Source organism: Variovorax boronicumulans (assembly GCF_029892485.1).
GTDB classification, from domain to species: Bacteria; Pseudomonadota; Gammaproteobacteria; order Burkholderiales; family Burkholderiaceae_C; genus Variovorax; species Variovorax boronicumulans_B.
Genome location: NZ_JARXVG010000014.1, coordinates 102,290 through 123,122 on the forward strand (window position 1 = coordinate 102,290; position 20,833 = coordinate 123,122).

The 20,833-nt window shown below is 70.2% G+C and carries 12 protein-coding genes; 6 read left to right on the top strand and 6 right to left on the bottom strand.

The window, feature by feature from the left end; genetic code table 11:
• Nucleotides 1–172: 172 nt before the first annotated feature.
• The 5 genes from M2282_RS26605 (at nucleotide 173) to M2282_RS26625 (ending at nucleotide 12,136) form a co-directional block, all read left to right on the top strand.
• Entirely contained in the window at nucleotides 173–325 is a 153-nt protein-coding gene (locus M2282_RS26605) for a hypothetical protein (RefSeq protein WP_280811784.1), read from the top strand.
• 40 nt (nucleotides 326–365) lie between these two features.
• Nucleotides 366–2,552, top strand: coding sequence for a catalase HPII (katE, locus tag M2282_RS26610; protein ID WP_432422944.1), 2,187 nt, complete (start codon nucleotides 366–368; stop codon nucleotides 2,550–2,552).
• A gap of 345 nt (nucleotides 2,553–2,897) precedes the next feature.
• Entirely contained in the window at nucleotides 2,898–4,874 is a 1,977-nt protein-coding gene (locus tag M2282_RS26615) for a CHAT domain-containing protein (RefSeq protein WP_280811786.1), read from the top strand.
• Between the two features lie 3 nt (nucleotides 4,875–4,877).
• Nucleotides 4,878–6,665, top strand: a complete 1,788-nt coding sequence (locus tag M2282_RS26620) for a ShlB/FhaC/HecB family hemolysin secretion/activation protein (protein WP_280811787.1) — start codon at nucleotides 4,878–4,880, stop codon at nucleotides 6,663–6,665.
• Between the two features lie 2 nt (nucleotides 6,666–6,667).
• Nucleotides 6,668–12,136 carry a filamentous hemagglutinin N-terminal domain-containing protein gene (locus tag M2282_RS26625; RefSeq protein WP_280811788.1) on the top strand — a complete coding sequence of 1,823 codons (5,469 nt, stop codon included), beginning with the start codon at nucleotides 6,668–6,670 and terminating at the stop codon, nucleotides 12,134–12,136.
• A 120-nt stretch (nucleotides 12,137–12,256) separates the two neighbouring features.
• Here the strand turns inward: M2282_RS26625 and M2282_RS26630 are convergent, their stop codons facing one another.
• The 3 genes from M2282_RS26630 to M2282_RS26640 form a co-directional block, all read right to left on the bottom strand.
• The gene (locus M2282_RS26630) at nucleotides 12,257–13,126 is read right to left on the bottom strand and encodes an FkbM family methyltransferase (protein WP_280811789.1); all 870 of its coding nucleotides are present in this window, start codon (nucleotides 13,124–13,126) and stop codon (nucleotides 12,257–12,259) included.
• Nucleotides 13,127–13,131: 5 nt separating this feature from the next.
• A complete protein-coding gene (locus M2282_RS26635) occupies nucleotides 13,132–13,917 on the bottom strand; it encodes a hypothetical protein (RefSeq protein WP_280811790.1) in 786 nt (261 codons plus the stop codon).
• Between the two features lie 110 nt (nucleotides 13,918–14,027).
• Nucleotides 14,028–14,708: a cysteine hydrolase family protein gene (locus tag M2282_RS26640; RefSeq protein ID WP_280811791.1), complete on the bottom strand. Its 681-nt coding sequence runs from the start codon at nucleotides 14,706–14,708 to the stop codon at nucleotides 14,028–14,030.
• A gap of 51 nt (nucleotides 14,709–14,759) precedes the next feature.
• Between M2282_RS26640 and M2282_RS26645 the strand changes: the two genes are divergently transcribed.
• The gene (locus M2282_RS26645) at nucleotides 14,760–15,737 is read left to right on the top strand and encodes a GlxA family transcriptional regulator (RefSeq protein ID WP_280811792.1); all 978 of its coding nucleotides are present in this window, start codon (nucleotides 14,760–14,762) and stop codon (nucleotides 15,735–15,737) included.
• Between the two features lie 3 nt (nucleotides 15,738–15,740).
• On the opposite strand, the gene M2282_RS26650 is transcribed toward M2282_RS26645, so the two are convergent.
• The 3 genes from M2282_RS26650 to M2282_RS26660 form a co-directional block, all read right to left on the bottom strand.
• Entirely contained in the window at nucleotides 15,741–17,687 is a 1,947-nt protein-coding gene (locus M2282_RS26650; protein ID WP_280811793.1) for a hybrid sensor histidine kinase/response regulator, read from the bottom strand.
• A gap of 5 nt (nucleotides 17,688–17,692) precedes the next feature.
• The gene (locus M2282_RS26655) at nucleotides 17,693–18,772 is read right to left on the bottom strand and encodes an ABC transporter substrate binding protein (RefSeq protein WP_280811794.1); all 1,080 of its coding nucleotides are present in this window, start codon (nucleotides 18,770–18,772) and stop codon (nucleotides 17,693–17,695) included.
• 151 nt (nucleotides 18,773–18,923) lie between these two features.
• Nucleotides 18,924–20,816 carry an ATP-binding response regulator gene (locus tag M2282_RS26660; RefSeq protein ID WP_280811795.1) on the bottom strand — a complete coding sequence of 631 codons (1,893 nt, stop codon included), beginning with the start codon at nucleotides 20,814–20,816 and terminating at the stop codon, nucleotides 18,924–18,926.
• Nucleotides 20,817–20,833: the final 17 nt, after the last annotated feature.

The following is a 20,833-nucleotide window of genomic DNA, read 5'->3' on the forward strand; positions in this document are numbered from 1 at the left end:
ACCGCCACAACCCGCAATGCGTCGTAGTCCGCCGCGATGCGCTGTAGTCGCGCTCCTACCGCCGGGGCGCACGCTCTCCCACAAGCGAGGGAGGGGCGCCACTACGGGTAACAGTCGAGTCGAAACCTAACCTCTAGGGTCTGTTCATTCCGCTATTCCTTGGAGGGAAATCATGGAGCTTTCTTCGCTGTTCAGCTCGCTCGGCGGTTCGCTGGGCGACGAGATCCTCGTCTGGGCTGTCGCTGCTGTCGCAGGGTTCATCTGCCTGATTGCCGTGGTGAATGTGCTCGACATGTTCATGGACAACCCCAACGAAATGGGCTGAGCGCCTTCCCCTTCCCTCCATGAAAGATTCCAGGTCCTCGATGACGCCACAGAACAAGGCCGCTGCCGGTCGCCGCGCCACCACCACCAAGTCCGGTGACGGCCGCAATGCCAAGCAGTTGCAGCTCGATGGCTTCACCACCGAGCATCCCGCGCACCTGACCACCAACCAGGGCCTGCAGATCCCGGACAACCACAACTCGCTCAAGGCGGGTGTGCGTGGACCCACGCTGCTCGAAGACTTCATCCTGCGCGAGAAGATCACGCACTTCGACCACGAGCGCATTCCCGAGCGCGCCGTGCATGCGCGCGGCTCGGCGGCGCACGGGTATTTCCAGGTCTACAAGTCGATGTCGCTGTTCACCTCGGCCGACTTCCTGCAGGACCCGGACGTGAAGACGCCCGTTTTCGTGCGCTTCTCGACCGTGGCCGGCGAACGCGGATCCGCCGATACGGTGCGCGACGTGCGCGGCTTCGCCGTCAAGTTCTACACCCGCGAAGGCAACTATGACCTCGTGGGCAACAACATCCCGGTGTTCTTCATCCAGGATGCGATGAAGTTCCCCGACCTCGTCCACGCCGTCAAGCCCGAGCCGCACCATGCGATGCCGCAGGCCGCGAGCGCGCACGACACCTTCTGGGATTTCGCCTCGCTCATGCCCGAGACCACCCACATGCTGATGTGGGCCATGAGCGACCGCGCCATTCCGCGCAGCTACCGGATGATGGAAGGCTTCGGCGTCCACACCTTCCGCTTCGTCAACAGCCGCGGCGAGAGCCACTTCGTGAAGTTCCACTGGAAGCCCAAGCTGGGCATCCACGGCCTGGTGTGGGACGAGGCGCAGAAGATCGCCGGCAAGGACGCCGACTTCCATCGCCGCGACCTCTGGGAAGCCATCGAGAACGGCGACTTTCCCGAATGGGAACTGGGCGTGCAGATCGTTCCGGCCGACAAGGAACATTCGCTGGGCTTCGACCTGCTCGACCCCACCAAGCTGATTCCCGAAGAAATGGTGCCGGTGCAGAAGATCGGCAAGCTGGTGCTCAACCGCAACCCCGACAACTTCTTCGCCGAGACCGAGCAGGTCGCCTTCCACCCCGGCCACGTGGTGCCCGGCATCGACTTCAGCAACGACCCGCTGCTGCAGGGGCGCCTGTTCTCGTACACCGACACGCAGATCTCGCGCCTGGGCGGCGCGAACTTCCACGAGCTGCCGATCAACAAGGGCGTGTGCCCGTTCCACAACTTCCAGCGCGACGGCATGCACCGCCAGACCATCGCGCGCGGCCAGGTGGCCTACGAGCCCAACACGCTGGGCAGCGGCACCGAGTTCCGCGTCGATGGCGGCAGCAACGGCTTCCAGTCGTTCCCCGAGGAAATCGATGCGCCCAAGGTGCGCCGCCGCAGCCCCTCGTTCGACGACCACTTCACGCAGGCGCGCCTGTTCTTCAACAGCCAGAGCGCCGCCGAGAAGGAGCACATCGTTGCGGCCTTCCGCTTCGAGCTCTCCAAGCTGGAGGTGCCGGCGATCCGCCAGCGCATGGTCGACAACCTCGCGCACGTGGACGAGAAGCTCGCACGCCGCGTGGCCGAGCCGCTGGGCATCGGCGAGCCCGATGCCAGGGCGGCCGCGGGCCGCGCGGGCTTTCGCGACCACCGCATCGCGCTGCCCATCGACGAATCGCCCGCGCTCAGCATGGCCGGCACGGGCGACGGTTCGATCCGCACCCGCAAGATCGCGATCCTCGTGGCGGACGGCGTCGATTCGGCCTCGCTCAAGCCGATCCGCGATGCGCTGGAGCAGGCCGGTGCGCAATGCAAGACCGTCGGCCCGCGCCTGGGCACGGTGGCCAGCGCGTCCAAGCGCCAGATCGATGTGGACATGACCTTCTCGAACACGCCCTCGGTGATGTTCGATGCGGTGCTGGTGCCGGCCGGCGCCGACAGCGCAACTGCGATGGCGGCAACGGGCGATGCGGTGCACTTCGTGCTCGAGGCCTACAAGCACTGCAAGGCGATCTGCACGGTGGGCGAGGGCGTGAAGCTGCTCGCCTCGCTGGGCATCGGCGCGGATGGCGATGCGCCCGCGGGCGTGGTGGTGGCGGCCACACCGGTCACCAACCTGGGCGACAACACGGCCGCCCTGCAGGTGGCGCAGGACTTCATCGCGGCGATCGCGAAGCATCGGCATTGGGACCGGGCGAACGTCGACGCGGTGCCGGCCTGATCCATGGAAAGCAACCGGCGCACCGCCTTAGTCCTTTCGCGCTAGACCGTATTGCGAATAGCCGCGGAAGGTACCCCCTCCTAGACTTTCCCCACGAGGCCTGAACGGCGCGCACTTCCGCGGCGTCGAGCATCTGCAGCAACAGCAGGTGCACCGGCCGCGTGCGGGGGTCCAATGGCTTGGTTTTCAAGATGGGGATGGGAGCGCCCTGCACGTCGTCGTGCGGGAATCGCGGGGGCGTTCGGTCTGGCCGGCATTCTTCTCCTGGGCTTCGGGCCTTCGGTGTGGGCGCAGCAACAAGCGCCTAACGCCGAGGCCGCGGCCAGCAAGGCGGAGCAGGCCCGCATGGCCGACACCGACACCTTGCTGGCGCTGACCAGCGAAGGGGCCGTTCTCTACGCGCAGGACGCGGTCAAGCTCTCGGGCTACCAGTACTGCAGCCAGGCCGTTGCGCTGGCGGAGGCGGGCGAGTTCCGCCAGAGCGTCCGCGCCGCGAGCAAGGCGCTGCACCTGGCCAACGCCACGCGCGATCCGAACCTCATGGCCATGGCCAACCGCGACCTGGCCATCGTCTACAGCTACTCGGGCCAGCTCGAGAAGGCCGAGGAGTTCGCCCGCGAAGCGCTCAAGCATCCGGCGCGCGACCCCAAGCTGGTGGTCGGCCCGGTGCAGAAGGTGATCGGCGACGTGCGTACGCGCCGCGGCGATTTCGCCGGCGCCGTCATCAGCTACGACGAGGCGCTGGCCAACAGTTCGCCGCGCTATGCGCCGCTGGTGCAGGCCTCGCTGGTCAATGCGCTCATCGAAGCGGGCGACGCTGCGCGGGCGCGCGAAGTGCTGGGCACCATGGCCCCGCCCAAGGACGCTCCGCTCACCGCGCAACTCGACCGCACCCGTGCACGCCTCCTGCTGGCCGAGAACAAGCCGGCCGAGGCGCGCGACATGTACCGCGCGCTCACCGCGCGCCAGGTCGGTGCCGACACCGAGTACTACCGCCTCTGGGCCTGGGACGGCGTGGCGCGCAGCGAGATCGCGCTGGGCCAGAAGCAGGCCGCGGCCGAGGCCGTGGGCCAGGCGCTGGGCGGCGTGGACAAGGTGCGCGCCAAGTTCCGCAGCGAAGAATTCAAGATGGGCCTGTTCTCGGACCTGCAGTCGGTGTTCGAGCGCGGCGTGTCGGTCTACAGCGATGCGGGCGATGCGCGCGCTGCTTTCGAGGTCAGCGAGCACAGCCGCTCACGCGCGCTGCTCGATGCGGTGCGCGGCCGCGCGAAGATCAGCGAGCAGGCCACCAGCATCGTCGATCTCGCCACGCTGCAGCGCACGCTGGCGGCCGACGAGCGCGTGGTGCAGTTTCATTCGCTGCCCGACCGCCTGGTGGTGTGGGTGGTGAGCCCGGGCGCCATTCAGGAGAAGACGGTGGCCGTGAAGCGCGACGAGCTCAACGAGCTGGTCGAGACCTTCCGCAATTCCATCGTGCGCGGACGCCGCACCGCCATCACCAATGCCGACAAGCTAGGCGCCGCGCTGCTCGGGCCGCTGGGCCTCGCGCCGGGGCAGCGCCTGATCATCGTGCCGCACGGCCCGCTGCACTACCTGCCGTTCCAGGCCCTGCGCCTGGACGGCCGCTACGTCATCGAGACGCACCCGGTGTCGGTCGCGCCGTCGATGAGCATCGCGGTGCAGCTGGCGCAGCGCACGCCGCGCGTGAACGCATCGCTGGTGGCCTTCGGCAATCCGCGCATCGAGGACAAGTACGACCTGCCCGGCGCCGAGACCGAGGTCAAGCAGCTCGCGCAACTGTTCCCGCGCAACACCGTGTTCATGGGCGTGGCCGCCACGAAGACGCAGTTCCGCGACGTGGCCTCGCGCTCGCCGCTGATGCATGTGGCGGCGCACGCCGAGGCCGATGCGGTCGATCCGCTGTACTCGCGCATCCTGCTGGCCAACGAAGGCGGCAAGCAGAACTTCCTCGAAGCGCACGAAATCCTGGAGCTGCCGATGGACGGCACCGCGCTGGTCACGCTCTCGGCCTGCGAATCGGGGCTCGGGCGCATCGCGCAGGGCGACGAGGTGCTGGGCTTCACGCGCTCCTTCCTCTCGGCGGGCAGCTCCAGCCTGATCGCCTCGCTGTGGCCGGTGTCGGACGACGCGACCGCGGTGCTCATGAGCACGCTCTACGGCGAACTCTCCAGGGGCCGCGACCTGCAGAAAGCCATGCAGGCCGGACAACTGGCCGTGCTGAAGGACCCCAAGATGTCCCATCCTTTCTTCTGGGCGCCGTTCAACCTGATCGGCAACTGGCGCCTCACGGTAGGGAGCTGAACCATGCGCAATGCCATGAACAGCAACCGCTCCCTTGTCCTCGCTCCGCGCAGTGCGCTGCGTCCCATCGCCTGGGCCACCGGCGCCCTGGTGTCGGCCGTCCTCTTCATGGCTGCGGATCGCGCGCATGCCGAGGAACAAGCGCAGGCCGAACAACAAGCCACTTCGGCCAACGATGCGGGCGACAGCACCGAACTGCTCCCCACCAAGGACCCCTGCGGCACCTGCGACCGCCCGCTCGCGCAAGCGACAGGCGCCGTCGCACCGCAGAGCCTGCCCGCCCCGCCGCGCCCCGCGGGCGCGACCTTCAAGCTGAACGACCTGCGCCTGAACGGTGTCAAGGCGCTGACCAACGAAGATCTGCAATCGATCACAGCGCCCTACATCGGCCGCGACGTCACGCTGGGCGATCTCGAAGGGCTCGCGCAGGCGATCACCGCGCGCTACAAGGAGCGCGGCTACTTCCTCGCGCAGGCCATCGTGCCGGTGCAGACGGTGCGCGACGGCATCGTCGAGATCAGCGTGATCGAAGGGCGCCTGGGCAAGGTCGACGTGGTCGTCGCGCCCGATGCGCCGCTCAGCGAAGCGCGCGTGCGCGGCTTTCTCGCGCCGCTGCAACCGGGCGAAGCGGTGAGCGCACCGGCGTACGAACGCTCGATGCTGCTGCTGTCGGACCAGCCCGGCGTGAAGGTGTCGTCGGGCCTGCAGGAAGGTTCGGCACCCGGCACCACCGACCTCTCGGTCGAAGTGGCCGCCGCGCCGCGCTGGGCCTTCACGGCCGAGGCCGACAACCACGGCACCAAGGAGTCGGGGCGTTACCGCGTGGGCGGCACCGCGCGCTGGCTCAGCCCCTTCGGCATCGGCGACAACCTCGACATGCGCGTGATGGTGTCCGACAGCAACGACCTGCAGTTCGGCCGCATCGCGTACGAGGCGCCCATCGGCACCAGCGGCCTGCGCGCCGGCGTGGGCCTGGCGCGCGTGAACTACGAGCTCGGCGGCCAGTTCGCGGACTACGAGGCCCGCGGCCGCGCCAACGTGCTCGATTTCTCGCTCAACTATCCGCTGATCCGCCAGCGCCAGCAGAACCTGTTCCTGCGCCTGGGCGCCGACATCAAGGACCTGACCGACGAGGTCGGCATCGTCAACAGCAATTCGCGCAAGCGCATCCATGGCCTGAGCGCGGGCTGGACCTGGGAGCGCCGCGACGAGGTGCTTGGCGGCGGCTACTGGGCCAGCTCCGGCACGCTGTACCACGGCGACCTTTCGATCCGCGATCCGGAGAGCCGCCTGGCCGACCAGGGCATCAACGGCCACCGCACCGAAGGCGGCTTCACCAAGCTGAGCTTCCAGCTCTCGCGGCTGCAGGCCATCGTGCCGCGCCATTCGCTGTACCTCTCGGTCGGCGGCCAGTGGGCCAGCAAGAACCTCGACGGCTCGGAAAAACTCGCGCTCGGCGGCGCGCGCGCGGTGCGTGCGTACCCCTCGGGCGAGTTGCTGGTGGACCAGGGCGTGATCGGCACGGTCGAGTGGCGCTGGTCGCTCAACGAAGAGATCACGCCTTTCCTGTTCTACGACGCCGCCCACGGAAAAATCGTGCGCAACCCCACGTTCGCCGACGGTGCCAACAGCCACAGCCTGCGCGGCTACGGCGTCGGGGTGAGCTGGTCGCGGCCGGGCAATTTCTCGATCAATGCCACGCTCGCCTGGCGTGCCGGCACGCCGCCGGCGCAGACCGACGGCGGTGGGCGCAATCCGCGCCTCTACGTGCAGCTCATCAAGGCGTTCTGACCATGAAGCAACGCAATCTCTCCCGCCAACGGCCCCGCCACCTTCGCGGCCTGCAGCTGCGGCCCCTGGCGATCTCGCTCTTGTGCGCGGGTCTCTCGCCGGCCATCGCGCAGGTGCTGCCCACGGTCTTTCTCCCGATCGCCGGCGGCGTCACGATGACGCAGAGCGGCGCCGTGATGAACATCAACCAGCCGCTCGCGCGCGGCATCGCCAGCTGGCAGACCTTCTCGATCGGTGTGGGCGGCGTCGTCAACATCGTGCAGCCGAGCGCCAGCAGCGTGCTGCTCAACCGCGTGACCGGCAACGAGCTCTCGACCATCGCGGGCCAGCTCAACGCCAACGGGCGCGTGATCCTGGTGAACCCCAACGGCGTGATGTTCAGCCAGGGCGCGACGGTGAACGTGGGCGGCCTCATCGCCTCCACGCTGGCCATGACGACCAGCGACACGAGCTTCATGGAAGGCGCCACCAAGCTCACCTTCGAGCGCGCAGACGCCAACGGGGCCTCGGTGCGCAACCTCGGCAGCATCACCGCCACCGGCGGCGGGCCCGTGGTGCTGATGGGCGCGGCGGTGGGCAACGGCAGCACCGGCACCATCACCGCCGACGGCGGCACGGTCGCGCTGGCCTCGGGCCGCAAGATCACGCTGGACCTCGTGGGCGACGGGCTCACCAACCTCGTGATCGCGCCCGATGCCATGGCCACCAGCGCGGCGGTGGGCAACAGCGGCAAGATCCAGGCCGATGGCGGGCGCGTGGCGCTCGTCGGCAGTTCGGTCACCGCGGGCGAGCTGGTGGTCAACCAGACCGGCACGGTGCGCGCGCGCACCATCGGTACGCGCAACGGCGAGATATTCCTCGGCGGCGGGCGGGACAACCAGGTCGCGATGACCGGTGGCACGCTCGACGCCACCGGCGCCGCGGCCGGCGAGCGCGGCGGCAACATCCGCATCGCGGCGGGGCAGGTGCAGCTGCAGGCCACGGACAAAGGCCAGCAGGCGGTGATCGATGCCAGCGGGCAGGCCGGCGGCGGCACGGTCGCGGTGCGCGGATACGACGTGGCGCTGTCTTCGGGCTCCGTGCTGCGCGCCAATGCCACCGGGCAGGGCGCGGGCGGCACCGTCGACGTGGGCTCGGCAACGGGCCAGGTCCTGGTGGACGGCCTCACCGCGCCCGAGCGCGTCTCGCATGCGCAGGTGTTCGGCGAGCTGAGCGCGCGCGGCGCCGGCAGCGGCGCGGGCGGGGCGATCTTGACCTCCGGCGATTTCCTGCGCATCAACCCGGCGAAGGTGGATGCGGGGGGCGGTGCCCAGGGCGGTGCCAACGGGCGCTGGACTGTCGCTGCCGCATCCGATCTCAATGTCGTTTCGGCCGCAGAAATTCCGGCCTACGACAGCGCCTACCCGCCCTTGTCCATCACCAACGTGAGCGCCGAAGGCATCGGCGGCGCGCTCGGCCGCGGCACCGATGTGACGCTCTCCAGCAGCAACATCGGCGACAACGCGGGCGTGCGCTTCGCCGCGGATGCCAAGGTCGTCAAGTCCGAAGGCGGCACCGCCACGCTCAGGGTCGATTCGGCCGGCAGCATCGTGATGGCCACGGGCTCGGCCATCGATGCCCGCACCGGTGCGCTTCAGGTCGACTTCAACGCCGACTCGACCGGCCGCGTGGCGCTGAACGCGGCACAGATCAACTCCGGCGAAGGGCCGGTCACCGAACTCGACTACGCAGGCTCGATCCGCCTGAACGGCGCAACCATCAACGCCAACGGCGGCTCGGTGCGCTTCTTCGGCCAGGGCGACGCGGCCAGCGGCCGCGCCATCGGCGGCTCCGCCTCGCACACCGACGGGCCCGCCGATTCGTGGCGCGACGGCGTCTACCTGAACGCGAGCTCCGTCACCACGAGCGGCAGCGGCCAGGTCTCGATGCGCGGCCAGGGCCGCAGCTGGGTCTCCGACCCATCGGGCACCGGCGGCTTCTATGTGGGAAGCGGCGGCGTGGTCGTGACGACCGACAGCGCCGTGCAGGCCGGCACCGGCGGTGTCTCGCTCGACGGCGTGGCGGGTTTCGGGGCCAGCGGCGTGGCGGTGCAGAACGGCGCCAAGATCACCGCCGTGGGCGACGTGGCACTCACCGGGCGCGGCGCCGCATGGAACAGCGGCATGCCCGCGGCCGGCGTGGGTTCGAGTTCCGCGGTGCTCATCGACGACGCCTCGATCGCGAGCGATCGCACCGTGCGCATCGACGGCACCGGCGCCGACCTCGAGGGGTTTCGCACCAGCAAGGCGTTTGCGGCACAGAACGACTTTGCCGGCGGCAGCCAGGGTGTCTCGATCTACGGCAGCGTCACGGCAGGCGCGGGCCAGCGCATCGACGTGAACGGACGCGCCGGCAACCAGAGCTTCACCTCGACGCTCGACGACGGCGGCAACATCGTGGTGACCCCGTTCGGCCAGGTCTACGGCGTCGTCGTGCGGGCCAACGAAGCACAGCCGAATCCGCTGCGCACCTCGGGCGGCACCATCGCCATCGACGGCCAGGGCACCGACGTCTCGCTACGCATGGAGACCTTCGGCTCCGGCTCCTTCGGCCTTGCCGCGGCGCCGGCACCCGGCGCGCTCGCGGCCGCTCCCCAACCCGCGCTGCTGTCGGTCATGAGCGAGACCGGCAAGGGCGGCAACATCTCGGTGCGGGGCCGCAACATCGTCATCGACGGCGCGGAGCAGTTCGACGACGCACCGCTGATCGGGCGCCTGGACGCGAGCGGCGCCACCGGCGGCGGAAGCATCGACATCGCCGGCACAGGCGTGATCGCCGTGGGTGCCAACGCCAGCCTGGAGGCCAACGCCACCGGCTCGGGCAACGGCGGCAGCGTGAAGGTGGTCGCGGGCGACAGCCTGCGCGCCTACGGCAGTCTTTCGGCGCGCGGCGGCGCGGAGAGCGGCAACGGAGGCTTCATCGAGACTTCAGCCTCGCAGTTCGACCTGGCCGGCATTCGCGTCGATGCCTCGTCGCCGGTGGGCAGCGCGGGCTCGTGGCTGATCGATCCGTTCGACGTCGACATCGTGAGCGGCGTCGCCACGGGCTCCCTGACCGGCAACCCGTTCGATCCGATCGCCACCTCGACCATCCAGGACGGCGACATCAATGCCGCGCTCAATGCGGGCACCGGCGTGACGATCGGCACCGGAAGCACTGGCTCTCCTTTGGCCGGCGACATCCACATGTCGAACGCGAAGGGGGCCGTCAACATCAACTACAGCACCAACAAGGGTGCGGTGACGTTCCAGCTCGATGCCAACCGCAGCGTGCGCGGCGACGCGGGCACGGTGATCCAGTCCACCGGGGGCGGTGCGCTCAACGTGGTGTTCAACGCCGACGTCAACAACGGCGGCACGGCCACCGGGGGCGGGCAGGTCAGCTACAGCGGCGACATCTACACCAACGGCGGCAACGTCGTGATGAACGGCAGCTGGGCCAACCCCAGCAACCAGGGCGTCAGCGTGCACCTCGACGGCAACGAGATAGACACCCGCGTGGGCCGCAGCGATGCGGGGGCGGGCGGCTCGGTCACGATCGTCGGCAGGAGCATCGGCCTGGGCGGCATCGGCGATGCCGCCGTCAGCACCGATGGCGTGCACATCTCGACCTCGACCGGCAACGTGAACATCACCGGCACGGCCGACGGCGCGTCGGGCGTGCGCCTGGGCTCGCGCTTCGTCGTGACCGGCACGGCGAACCGGCAGACCGAGATATCGACCACCACGGGCAACATCACCGTGCTGGGCGTGGGCAACAGCGTCACCAGCGCGGGCACCTCGCCGGGCCACGGCGTGATCATCGACCAGTCGGCGCTGCGCTCGATCGACGGCGACATCACGGTGCGCGGGCTGCGCCAGGCCGGCGGCCCCATCGTCGGGGACGGCGTGCGATTGACCACCGGCGCGCAGGTCGTGACCACCGGCACCGGCGACATCGAGCTGAGCGGCCAGTCCGTCGGCAACGGCGCCGGCGTGCGGGTCGGCCCGCAGGCGGCGTTGGCCGGCGCTTTCCCGCCCGTCCTTGCGGACGTCATCGTGTCCGCCGGCGGCAACACGGTGCTGCGCGCCGGCAACGACGGCAGCACCGATGCGCTGGTGATCGACGGCAAGGTCAGCGCCGCCAACGTGATCAACCTGCGGCCGGGCGGCGTCGATGCCGCGGGCAACGGCGTGGACCAGACCGGCACGTCGATCACCCTTGGCGGCACAGCTGCCACCGGGTTCGCGGTCTCGGCTGCCGAGTTCGGCCGCCTCACAGCCGCCACCATCGTGGCGGGGAGCAACGCGCATGCCGCGAACATCGATGTCGTGGGGCCGTTGACCCTGCCATCCGCACTCACGCTGCAGAACGGTGGCGGCGGCAACATCCAGTTGGGCGGCTCGATCACTGCCACGCGGCTCGGGCTGCTCAGCGCCGGCAACATCACGCAGGCCGCGGGCGCACCCATCACCGCCGGCACGCTGATGGCGCGCTCCACCGGCGGCAGCGTGCTGCTCGACACGGCGCCGAACAACGTCAGCGCGGCCACGGTGGGCGGCGGCGCGGCCGGCGCCTTCCGCTATGTCGATGTCGACACGGTGCAGCTCGGGTCGGTGTCCGTCACAGGCTTCGATGCCGCGGGCAATGCGCCGCAGGTCCAGTCGGCCACCTCGATGGCGGCCGAGACCGTGTTCGTGCGCACGCTGTCCGGCGACCTGCTGCTGGGCACCAACGTCAGCAGCACGAGCGGCACCGATCTGGTGGCGGCTTCGCGCTTCCAGAACCTGGGTGCCTACACGATCACCGGCGCGCCGTGGCGCGTGTGGGCCGACACCTGGGTCGGCGAGACGCGCGGCGGCCTGTTCGGCTCGGGCCCGCTGCCCAACCTGTACCACTGCGCGTACCTGGGCTTGTGCACCGTCACCGTGTCGCCGGGCGACAACCACTTCATCTATGCGCAGCAACCCGTGGCCACGGTGGTGATCGGCAATGCGACCCGTCCCACGGGACAGGCCAATCCGCCCTTCACGTACAGCGTCGACGGCCTGATCCTGGGCGACACGGCCTCGAGTTTCAGCGGCTTGCCCGGCACGTCGGCGACGCCGGACAGCGCGCCGGGTGTCTATGCGATCAACGGCAGCTTCGCTTCTGCCGCGGGCTACGCCGTCAACGTGCGGCCGGGGGACCTGACGGTCACGACGGCACCGCCGGTCGTGTTCCGGGTGCCTGACTTCCCGTTGCCCGACGTGCTGCGCGAAGTGCCTTCCTCCTGGCTCTACGACCGCAACATCGGCCCGCCGCCGATCTGCTTTGCCCCCGGCGCGCTCGAAGGCGACCGCGCATCGCAGGGCGGCGATGTGCTGGCGCGCGAATGGTCGCGCGTGCGGTCGCGGCCCAACCTCTCGAGCTGCGTGGACACCGAGAAGCGCAACGGCTGCGCCGATTTCTGACGGCCACGCTCACGCCTTCTCAATCCGCAAGAGCCGTTCGGGCTGAGCTTGTCGAAACCTCGCGCAGCGCTTCGACAAGCTCGGCGTGAACGGTTTTTTCTTATCGAACGAAATCCGGTATCAGGTGCCGCGCGCCGCAAGCAGTTGCAGGTAGCGCTGCTGTGCGCCGTCCTCGACCGCGCGGCGCTCCTCGAGCAGCAGCAGGCAGCGCAGTGCGAGATCGAAGGAGCCGTGGCAGTGGTGTGCGACCAGGGCCAGGTGCCGCAGCTGCTCGTCGTCCATCGCCTCGGGGCGGCGGATGTCGCGCATGTAGACCAGATCGGCCTCCAGCAACTGGTGCAGGGGCCGGCGCGGATCGCCATCCACCACGCACGGTGCGATCGGCCACTGTTTCACCGCGGCGAAGCAATGCGGCACGAAGCCCTGGCTGCGCAATTCCTGGTCGATCTCGCCCTGGGTCGGCTGGTCCTTGTAGAGGGTGATGAAGGACACCTCGGCCTGCACCATCACGGCTTGCGCCAGCTTGGCGCGGCCTGCGCGGAACACCGCGAGCTCGCTGCCCTGCGCATCGATCTTCAGGAAATCGAGATGCGCAATCTCGGCGATGTCGTCGAGCCGCCGCGTCTGCACCGGGACCCGTTCGCGAACCTCGGCCAGTGGCTGCAAGGCCTCGAAGAGCGCGAGCGATTGCGCATCGGGCGCGAGCAGGCTGCTCATGCCCGGCGCGGCGCAGACATGCAGCGTGTGCATGCCGCCGTCGCCGAGCGCCCACGGCAGGTAGCGCTCGAGCGGGCCCTGAGCCTGCGTCAGTTCGCGCAGCGCCTGTAACTGCGGCTCGAAGCCCGTGACCCGGCACAGCCCGGCCCGCAGCATCGCGAGATAGGGCGGATCGCCGTCGATGGGACTGGCCCCGACATCGACCACCTCGGTCAGCCGCTGCGGCGCGAGGATGTCCCGCAGGTCCATGGCAGTGCCTGCGGTCTGCGTCATCGGGTTCACCGCCCTTCGCGCACGGCCAGCGCACGGCCGAAGTGGCCCGTGTAGGTGCGCGAGCCCTGGTGCGACAGGTTGGAGCGGGCATCGATGAAGACCTGGCCGCCGATCGATTGCCAGCGGCGGCAGAACGCGAAGTCCTCCGCCAGGTAGGCGCCGTTGTCGGGTTCGGCGAGCACGTCGAAGAAGCGGTAGTGCGGCAGGTCGCGCACCGCGGGATCGGCGGCGCGCTCGGGGGTGTAGCGCAGTTGCGGATAGGCCGCGGCAAGGCGCTCGAACACGCTGCGCGCGATCAGCATGAAGCCGGTGGGCGCATCCAGCACCTCGGTGAATCCCTCGGCGTCCACCGAGAGGCGGGTGTCGAACGCATTGGCCGGAAAGCTGGCATGCAGGGCCTCGAAATCTTCGCGCGTGGCGCCGGCCGGCAGCGGCTCGCGAAGCCCGCCCGCGGGCCAGCCGTCGGTCTTGTGCGGATAGATGCCCGCTACCACGTCGCGCCCCGCGCACAACAGCCGCAGGGCGGCCTCGGGTTCGAAGCCGATGTCCGCATCGATCCAGAACAGGTGCGTCCAGCGGGTGTCGGCCATGAACTCCGCGACGAGGCGGTTGCGTGCGCGCGTGATCAGGCTGTCGCCATCGAGAAAGCGTGTCTGCATCGGGAACCGGTGTTCCCACGCCAAGTTGACCAGGCCGAGAAGGCTGCGCACGTAGACGCTGGTCATCGTGCCGCCGTAGCTCGGGGTCGCGACGAAGGGGCGGATGTCTTTCAGAGCAGAGAGGTCGGGCATGGCGGGATGTCCTCGGGGCGGTCTGCACGGGGTGTGCGGGCGGCTGCGGGGGCCACCATAGCACCCGCGCCGCGCGCGCGCTCCCCCGGATTGCCCTCGGCCCGCTCGCCTCAGACGCCGCGCGCGCGGCGGTTGGACATCACCACGTTGTCCTTCGCGATGGCCTGGCCTTCCTGCATCGCTGCGATCCACGCCGCAGTCGAAGTCACGGCCGCGAAGTTGCTGTGGAACACCACGCTGAAGACGCGGTGGATCTCTTCCGCCGTGACCTTGCCCGCGGCGTTTTCATACGGCAGCGCGCCGCTCGCGTCCGACAGGAACTCCACGTTCAGGCCGCGGTGCATTGCCTCGAACACGGTCGATGCGTCGCAGTTCTGCGTCATGTAGCCGGCCACGCTCAGCGTGTCGATCTCGTGGCGGGCGAGCCAGTCGGCGAAGTCGGTGCCGGTGAACACGCTCGGGAAGGTCTTGGTGATCAGGTGGTCGCGCGGGCGGTTCGCAACCTCGGGGTGCAATTGACCGTTGTGGGTGTCGGCCTGGAACACCGGCGCGCCCTTGGGGGCGTGGTGGCGGACCACGACGACGGGCACGCCGGCTGCGTGGGCCGCGTCCATGGCCTTGGTCACGTTGGGCAACGTATCGAGGATGGGCGGGTACTCGATCGGCAATCCGCCGCCTTCGAAATATTCGTTCTGCACGTCGATTACGACGAGGGCGCGGCGCGGCGCGGGGTGGGGGTGTTGCTCATGTCTGACTCCTTCTCGGTTGGTATGGCTTGATTGTTCGCGCATTGCTGGCTCGTCGAAAGTGGCCCGAAAGCCATTCATCGATAAGATCGGGCCATGTCTCGCCCAGCCACCGAAACCATCGCCGTCGTTGCCTTCGACGGCATCAGCCCCTTTCACCTTTCCGTGCCCTGCATGGTGTTCGGCGAAGACCGCACCGACACCGGCGCACCGCGTTTTCGCATGCGCGTGTGCGCGCCGGAGCCGGGCGCGCTGCAGACCAATGCGGGTTTCGACCTCGTGGTGCCGCATGGGCTGGAGGCGATTCGCCGGGCACAGATCGTGGTGGTGCCTTCGTGGCGCGACGATGGCCGGCCCGCGCCGCCCGCGTTGATCCGCGCGCTGCAGGCTGCGCACCGGCGCGGCGCGACCGTGGTGGGGTTGTGCCTCGGCGCGTTCGTGCTGGCCGAGGCGGGGCTGCTCGATGGGCGGCCGGCCACCACGCACTGGAACCTCGCCGCCGCTTTCGCGAGGCAGTACCCGAAGGTGAAGCTGCAGCCCGAGGTGCTGTACGTGGACGACGGCGACGTGCTCACCTCCGCCGGCACGGCCGCGGGCATCGACTGCTGCCTTCACCTGCTGCGCGTGCGCTACGGCGCCGAGACGGCGAACCGCGCCGCTCGGCGCATGGTGGTCGCGCCGCACCGGCAGGGTGGGCAGGCGCAGTACATCCAGCAGCCCATGCCCGCCATGGCCGAGCGCGATCGCCTCGCGCCGCTGCTCGAATGGCTGGGCAGGCATCTCGATGTGCCGCACGAACTCGACAACCTCGCGCGGCGCGCGCTGATGAGCCGGCGCACCTTCACGCGGCGTTTTCGCGAATCGACGGGCACGACGGTGGGGCAGTGGATACAGAACCAGCGCCTCGCCCTGGCGCAGCGCCTGCTGGAGACCACGGACCATCCGGTCGAGCGTGTGGCGACCGGCGCGGGCTTCGGCTCGGCGGTGTCGCTGCGCAAGCACTTCACCTCGGCGTTCAAGGTGTCGCCGACGGTGTACCGCCGGCAGTTCTCGCGGACCGAAGAAGTCGCCTGAACCTCAGGCCACGTGCGCGTGCCGCCGCGTGGTGAGCAACGCGCGCAATTTCGCCGGCGGCACCGGCTTGGTCAGCAGCATCACGCCGCCATGCCGCAGCCGCTGCAGCACCTCGGGCCCGGTAGCGCCCGACACCAGCACCGCGAGCGCGTCGGGCTGCAGGCGCTTGGCGGCCTCGATGACGTCCACGCCGTCGCCGTCGCCGGCCAGTTGCAGGTCGCACAGCACCGCGTCGAAGTGGACGTCGCCGGTGCCCAGTCGGGCGAGGGCCTCGGCGCCGGTGGACACGCATTCGACCTCGCAGCCCCATTGCGCCAGCAGCGCGCGGCTGCCATCGAGGATGGCGGGGTCGTCGTCCACCACCAGGCAGCGCAGGCCTGCCAGCGGCGCGGACACCACCGGCAGGGGCTCGGGCAGCACCGCGTCGGCGGCGCGCGCGGCGGGCAGGGTGAAGGAGAAAGTGCTGCCGGCCTGCAGCGCCGATCGCACGGTGATGCGGGTGCCCAGCAGCGTGGCGATGCGCGCGCAGATCGCCAGGCCCAGGCCAAAGCCCCGGCGCCGGTCGCGCTCGGTGTTCGCCACCTGGTAGAACTCCTCGAAGATCCGCCCCTGGTGGATCGGCGCAATGCCCACGCCGTTGTCGCGCACCTCGATGCGCACACCCGACGCGACGTGCCGCGCGGCCACCAGCACGGTGCCGCCCTCGGGCGCATGGCGCAGCGCATTGGCCACGAGGTTGTTGACGATGCGCTGCAGCATCGCCGCATCGGTGCGCACCGCCAGGCCCCGGTCGCTCCAGCGCAGCCGCACGCGCGCCTCGATGGCGGTGGCGGCATGCTGCGCATCGAGCTGGTCGAAGAGGGCGGCCAGCGAGATGCGGGTGATGGACGGCGTGAGCACCTGCGCATCGAGCCGCGAGATCTCCAGCAGGTCGTCCAGCAGCACGCCCATGAACTCGGTGCTCTCCTGCAGCCGCAACACGGCGGGGCGCTGCGCCGGGGTGGCGGTGGGCAGCAGGCCGTCGATGAACAGGCCCATCGCATGCAGCGGCTGGCGCAGGTCGTGGCTCGCGGCCGCGAGAAAACGCGCGCGGGAAAGCGCGGCCTGCTCTGCCTCGGCCATGCGCTGCAGCGCGACGGCGGTGGCTTCGCGCACGCGCTCCTCGCTGACCTGGCGGTTGTGCTGCAGGCGTTCGGCAAGGCGGTCGATGTCGTGCGCGAGCACGGCCAGTTCGTGCGAACCGCGGGTGCCGCCCTCGACCACTTCGCAGCGCATGTCGAAGTGGCCCGCTTCCAGCGCGGCGACGGTGCGCGACACGCGCCGCAGCGGCCGCGCCACCGTGCGCGCCATGTGGCGCACCGACGCCCACGCCGCCAGCAGCGCCACCAGCGCGATGCCGATGCCCGCCATGAGCGAGCGGCTGCGCTCGCGCGCATAGGCGGTGGTGTCGCGGAAGGTCTGCACCAGGCCGATGGGCGTGTCGCCCGCCGCGGTGGAGCCCGCGGGCGCGAAGGCGCTGGCGCGCGAGGCCTCGCGCAGCGTGACCGGCGAGGTGAACATGCGCAATTGCGCGAGCGATTCGGCCTTGGGCCCGGCCGTGACGTACACGCCCGCGCTGTTGCTGATCTCCACCCGCATCACCTGCCCGCCGCGCAGCGCCGCGTTGGCCACGTTCTGCAGCGCCGGCACGTCCCCCGCATAGAGGCTGAGATCAGACATGGCCGCCACCTGGCGCGCCACGGCCTGGCCTTCGGCGTCGAACTGGGCTTCCAGGGTCTGCAGCCGGTTGTGGGTGAACCAGCCGGTGAGCGCCAGCGCCACCGCCGCGCAGGGCACCACGCCCAGCCTGAACAGGTCGCCCTGCAGATTGCCGCGCACGACCAGCGCGGCCGCGGAGCGGGGCTGCGCCGCGCCGTCGCCGGCGGGTGCCGGACCTTGCGGGGGCGGCATGGCGTTCATCGCGTGGCCGCGAGACGGTCGGTCAGTTCCCGTTCCTCCGGCAGGCGCAGGCCGAGTCCGCGTGCCACGGTGGCATTGACGCGCACGGTGGCCGGCGTCGCCGCTTCCACCAGCGGACTGTTGCTGCTGCCTGCGCTGGCCACCTTCTGGCCCAGCAGGCGTGCTTGTTGCGCGAGTTGCGACGGCGTGGAGACCGCTGCCGCCAAGCCGCCCGAACGCACCAGTCCCTCGCTGGCGCCGAACACGGGCAGGCCGGCGCCCGCGCCCGCGCGCAGCACCGACAGCGTGGCCGCCTGGTTGTCGCCGATCAGGTCGGGCAGCACCATCAACGCATCGCTCAGCGGCACCACGGTGCGCAGCGCGGCTGCGAGCGATTTCGCGTCGGGTGCGTATTCGACGCGCACGTCCCACGCCGGATTGGCGCCCTGCGCGGCGCGCTGCAGTTCGCGCACCAGCGGCTCCGATTCGGGCGTGGCGACCACGCCGATGCGGTGCTTCTGCGGCAGCACCGCGCCGATGAGCGCGAGCTGGTCGGCCATGGCCGGGTCGCGCAGCAGCACGCCCACGCGGCGGTCGCCGCGCTTCAACGCCGGGCTCGCGGCCTTGAGGGCCTCGTAGTCGAGCCGGCTCAGCATCGCGAGCACCAGCGGCTCCTGGCCGGGCCGCTCGACGGCGGCGCGCGCGGCCGCGATGCCGACGGCCATGGTGAGGTTCGCGTCGGCCGCCGAGGGCCGCATGCTGCGCGTGCGAACGCCGGCATTGGCGCCGCGTTCGGTTTCGGCGCCGGCCATCTCGACGGCCTGCGGCATTTCGCCGGTAGGCGACAGGCGCACCAGCTCGAAGCGGCCGCCGGGCTCCTGGCTCGCGCGCAGCTGCTGCACGAACTCGGAATGCGCGGCGTTGTCGTCGCTCATCAGCACGGTGAGGCTGGCGGCCGCCGCGGCGCGGCTGCTCGTCGACAGGCCAAGAAGGCCGATGGCGACGCCCACGGTCAGGCCGAAGGCCAGTACTGCGCGGGCGGCGCGGTGCAGCCTTCCGGGGAAGGGGAGGGAGAGGTGTTTCGCGACGACGGACATGTGACTGCTTCTGCAGCGAGGGTGCATGACCCAATGTAAGGACGCGCCCCGCTTCGCGCGATAAGGCGGAGGGGCTATGTCAGGCCGCACGACCCCGTGCCAGCGTGACGAACTGCACAGCGCGGCGGCTGCACGGTCTATGCCCGATGGTCTATGCGTCGATGTTGAGCAGCGCCGCGGCGTGCTGCGCCTGGATTGACTGGCGCAGCACCCGCGGCGAGACCGGCTTGTAGAGCACGGTGATGCCGGCGCTCGCCACCTCGCGCAGGCGGTCGGGCTTGGTCTCCCCGGTGACCAGCAGGCGCGCCGTGCCGGGGCCGATGCCGCGCGGGTGGCGTTCCAGCGCGGCGATCACGTCCAGGCCGTTGTCGCCGCCTTGCAGCAGCAGGTCGCTCACCACCACGTCGGGCGGCTGCTCCCAGGTGTCGGCCAGCGCGAGCGCTTCGGCGCGGGTTTGCGCGACCAGCACCTCGGCGCCCCAGTTGACGAGCACCACGAAGAGCCCCTCGAGGATGGTGCGCTCGTCGTCGATCACCAGGATGCGCAGGTTCGCCAGGCTCGCTTCAGCGTCCTCGGCGCCCGCGGCCACGGGCGACGACGCGGGTGCCGGCAGCGCGGCCGGCGCCGAGCGCACCAGCACCCGCACGCAGGTGCCCTTGTGCAGCCGGGAGCTGAGTTCCACGCGCGTGTTCAGGAGCTCGGCCAGGCGCTGCACCGTGGCGAGGCCCAGGCCCATGCCGCGCGCGCCGCGCGCCGCCTGGCGGCCGGTCGGCTCCACCTGGTAGAACTCCTCGAACACCCGCGTCTGGTGCTGCGCGGCGATGCCCACGCCGGTGTCGACCACGTCGATGCGCACGCCCTTGCCGCGGCGCCGCGCGCCGATCAGCACGCCGCCCTCGATGGTGTGGCGCAGCGAGTTCGACACCAGGTTGTTCAGGATGCGCGAGAGCATCACGTAGTCGCAGCGCACCCAGAGTTCGGTCTTGCGCGCCACCAGCCGGAGGCCCTGCTGCTCGGCCACCGAGCGGAAGTTGCGGCTGATCTCGTCGAACAGGCGGTCCAGCGGGAAGTCGGTCCACTGCGGCTGCAGCACGCCGGCATCGAGCTGCGAGAGGTTGAGCAGCTCCGAGAAGAGCCGGTCGAGCGACTCCACGCATTCGCGGATGTGGCCGATGCGCTGCAGCTTCACCGGATCGGTCTCGCCGTTGGCCAGCCCGTCGGAAAAGAGCGTGAGCGCGTGCAGCGGCTGCCGCAGGTCGTGGCTGGCGGCAGCCAGGAGGCGCGTCTTGGCCTGGCTCGCCACCTCGAGCAGCGCGTTCTTGCGCGCCAGCTCGGCCGTGGCCTCGTTGACGCGGCTTTGCAGCAGCCGGCGGCTTTCGGCGAGCGCGCGCGCCGCCTGGTTGAAGCCCATCTGCAGGTGCTGCACCTCCAGCGTGCCCTCGATGGCCACGCTCGCGTCTTCGCCCGCGCCCAGGCGGTCGACCGCCTTGCCGAGCGCGCGGATCGGCTCGCTGATGCGCCGCGCCGCCCACCAGCCCGCCAGCCCCACGCCCAGGAGGCTGATCGCCAGCACCACCGCCACGTTGAGCCAGACCGAGCGCCGGGCGCTCTGCACCGCGGAGAGGCCGATCTCGACCATCACCTTGCCGTGGTGCCGGCCGTCGTCGCCCACGATCGGCACCACCACCTGCAGGCCTTCGCCGCGCGCGCGGTCCACGGTTTCGGAATTGGCCACGATCTCGCCGTCTTCAGTCCAGATCTGCACCTGCTGCACATGCGGCTGGAAGGTGCCCGACTGCGCCGTGCGCTGCAGGGCGCGCTTGTCCATGCGCGAGAGCGGCGCCTGCGCCACCGTGGCCACCTGCAGCGCCACCGTCTGCGCATTGGCGCGCATCAGCTCGGTGAGATTGCCCAGGTGCTGGCGCGTCAGAACGGCGATCGCCGTCAGCGTGGCGGCGGTGGCCGGCACCAGCGCCAGCAGGATCAGCTGCTGGGCAAAAGTGAGGCGGGCCAGGCCGCGAAGGACGGGAAAGTTCCAGTTCATTGGGGCAGTGAACGCAT

Bases quoted from the DNA above. Each gene is read 5' to 3' on its own strand.
- M2282_RS26605 (WP_280811784.1), top strand. From the start codon at position 173: ATGGAGCTTTCTTCGCTGTTCAGCTCGCTCGGCGGTTCGCTGGGCGAC.
- katE (WP_432422944.1), top strand. From the start codon at position 366: ATGACGCCACAGAACAAGGCCGCTGCCGGTCGCCGCGCCACCACCACC.
- M2282_RS26615 (WP_280811786.1), top strand. From the start codon at position 2,898: ATGGCCGACACCGACACCTTGCTGGCGCTGACCAGCGAAGGGGCCGTT.
- M2282_RS26620 (WP_280811787.1), top strand. From the start codon at position 4,878: ATGCGCAATGCCATGAACAGCAACCGCTCCCTTGTCCTCGCTCCGCGC.
- M2282_RS26625 (WP_280811788.1), top strand. From the start codon at position 6,668: ATGAAGCAACGCAATCTCTCCCGCCAACGGCCCCGCCACCTTCGCGGC.
- M2282_RS26630 (WP_280811789.1), bottom strand. From the start codon at position 13,126: ATGACGCAGACCGCAGGCACTGCCATGGACCTGCGGGACATCCTCGCG.
- M2282_RS26635 (WP_280811790.1), bottom strand. From the start codon at position 13,917: ATGCCCGACCTCTCTGCTCTGAAAGACATCCGCCCCTTCGTCGCGACC.
- M2282_RS26640 (WP_280811791.1), bottom strand. From the start codon at position 14,708: ATGCGCGAACAATCAAGCCATACCAACCGAGAAGGAGTCAGACATGAG.
- M2282_RS26645 (WP_280811792.1), top strand. From the start codon at position 14,760: ATGTCTCGCCCAGCCACCGAAACCATCGCCGTCGTTGCCTTCGACGGC.
- M2282_RS26650 (WP_280811793.1), bottom strand. From the start codon at position 17,687: ATGCCGCCCCCGCAAGGTCCGGCACCCGCCGGCGACGGCGCGGCGCAG.
- M2282_RS26655 (WP_280811794.1), bottom strand. From the start codon at position 18,772: ATGTCCGTCGTCGCGAAACACCTCTCCCTCCCCTTCCCCGGAAGGCTG.
- M2282_RS26660 (WP_280811795.1), bottom strand. From the start codon at position 20,816: ATGAACTGGAACTTTCCCGTCCTTCGCGGCCTGGCCCGCCTCACTTTT.